Genomic DNA, 1,730 nt, shown 5'->3' with positions numbered 1-1,730 from the left:
CCCCTGGATCGTCGGCACCGGTCCGGACGCGGGCGTCGTCTGGAACAACGTCGTCATCGGCGCCCTGACCCTGCTGCTCGGCGTCATGTGCGTCGCCACGGCGTCCAGGGGCACCTCGAGGACCTGACGCGTCCCGGGAAGGACCCTCGCGCACAGGCCGGCCCGCGGCCCCCGTGGACCGGCCTTCCCCTGTCCGGACCGGGAAGGGCCGGGTCACGGGGGGCCGCTCCGGCCGGCCGCGGGCACACGCACCGCGGCGGGGGGCCGTGCGGTCCGCGGCTACGGAACGTACACGTACGGGGTCGTCGTGGTGAGGGGGACGAATCCGAGGCGTTCCAGGATCGGGCGGCTCCCGCCGGAGGCGTCGACCTGGAGGTAGCGGTACCCGCGCCCGGCGGCGACCCGCGCACGGTGGGCCACCAGCGCGCGGTAGAGACCCCTGCCCCTCCAGGCGTCGACGGTGCCCCCGCCCCAGAGACCGGCGAACCGGGTGCCGGGCACGAGCTCCATCCGGGCCGCGCTCACCGGCTCCCCGCCGGCCAGGGCCACCACGGCGACCACGGTCCCGGGCGCCGCGGCGAGCCGGTCGAGCAGGCGGTGCCGCAGCCAGGAGGCGTCGCCCCGGAACGCCTTCTCGTGCACGTCGACCACCAGGTCGACGCCCGCCCGGTCGGTGACGGGTGCGATCCGGACGCCCTCGGGGAGTTCGGCGCCCAGGCGCAGCCCGGAAATCTCGCCGATCATCAGCGTCTCCTCGGGTCCGGGCGTGAACCCCGCCGCCACGAGCCGCTGCCCGAGGTCCACGGGCAGGTCATGGCCGTACAGCTTCCACTCGAACGTGCGGTCCAGTCCGGTGAAGTACGCGATCTGCGCGGCGATCGCCCCGTCCGCGTCCGTCCCGCGCGGGTCCGGGCCGCCCTCGTCCCGCTCCCCCGTCCCCGCCGTCCCGTTCAGGCCGGACCAGAGGACGCCGTTCCAGCCGTGCCGCGGGGCGGTCTGGCGCACCACCGGGCCGACGCGTTCGACGCGGGCGCCGGGACCGTCCGGCCGCGCGCCTTCGCGCAGCTCACGGTCGAACAGAGCGAGTGTCGCGGAGGGATCCATACGGCACACCCCAGCACGGACCCGCCCGGCCGGGCAACGGGATTCGGCGTCGCGTCCGCCCGGCCCCCCGCATAGGGTGGCCGTCGGTCCGCCCCCGGAAGAGAGGTCTCGCTCCCATGGCCGTGAAGGACACCGAACTGCCGCATCTGCGTCGCTGCGTGGAGCTGGCCGCCGAGGCGCTGGAGGCCGGGGACGAGCCGTTCGGTTCGGTCCTGGTGGGCGGTGACGGCACCGTGCTCGCCGAGGACCACAACCGGGTGGCCTCCGGGGATCGCACCCGGCACCCCGAGTTCGAGCTGGCGCGCTGGGCGGCGGCCCGGATGACGCCCGCCGAGCGGGCCGCCGCCACCGTGTACACCTCCGGTGAGCACTGCCCGATGTGCGCCGCCGCGCACGCCTGGGTGGGCCTCGGCCGGATCGTGTACGTCGCCTCCTCCGCCCAGCTGGCGTCCTGGCTCACCGAGCTGGGCGTGCCCGCGCCGCCGGTGCGGACGCTGCCCGTGCACGAGATCGCCCCCGGGGTGGCCGTGGACGGGCCCGTCCCCGCACTGGCGGAGGACGTACGGCGGTTGCACCGTAGGTTCCACCGCGCGGGCGGCTGACCCGGCGCGGTGGAACCTACGGTG

Annotated in this window: 3 protein-coding genes; 2 read left to right on the top strand and 1 reads right to left on the bottom strand. The window is 76.1% G+C overall.

Annotation, left to right across the window (positions count from 1 at the left end):
• Positions 1-127 (top strand): SPW repeat protein (locus tag AOK18_RS31605; RefSeq protein ID WP_167738764.1); only part of this gene is annotated, 127 nt, incomplete at its 5' end.
• Positions 128-279: 152 nt separating this feature from the next.
• Here the strand turns inward: AOK18_RS31605 and AOK18_RS29855 are convergent.
• A complete protein-coding gene (locus tag AOK18_RS29855) occupies positions 280-1,104 on the bottom strand; it encodes a GNAT family N-acetyltransferase (RefSeq protein ID WP_055696321.1) in 825 nt (274 codons plus the stop codon).
• A gap of 116 nt (positions 1,105-1,220) precedes the next feature.
• On the opposite strand from AOK18_RS29855, the gene AOK18_RS29850 reads away from it, so the two are divergent.
• Positions 1,221-1,706 carry a nucleoside deaminase gene (locus tag AOK18_RS29850; protein ID WP_055696320.1) on the top strand — a complete coding sequence of 162 codons (486 nt, stop codon included), beginning with the start codon at positions 1,221-1,223 and terminating at the stop codon, positions 1,704-1,706.
• Positions 1,707-1,730: the final 24 nt, after the last annotated feature.

Source organism: Streptomyces prasinopilosus (assembly GCF_001419695.1).
Lineage (GTDB): Bacteria > Actinomycetota > Actinomycetes > Streptomycetales > Streptomycetaceae > Streptomyces > Streptomyces prasinopilosus.
The sequence above is the reverse complement of the archived record's forward strand: the minus strand, read 5'-3'. Positions and strand labels throughout refer to the sequence as shown.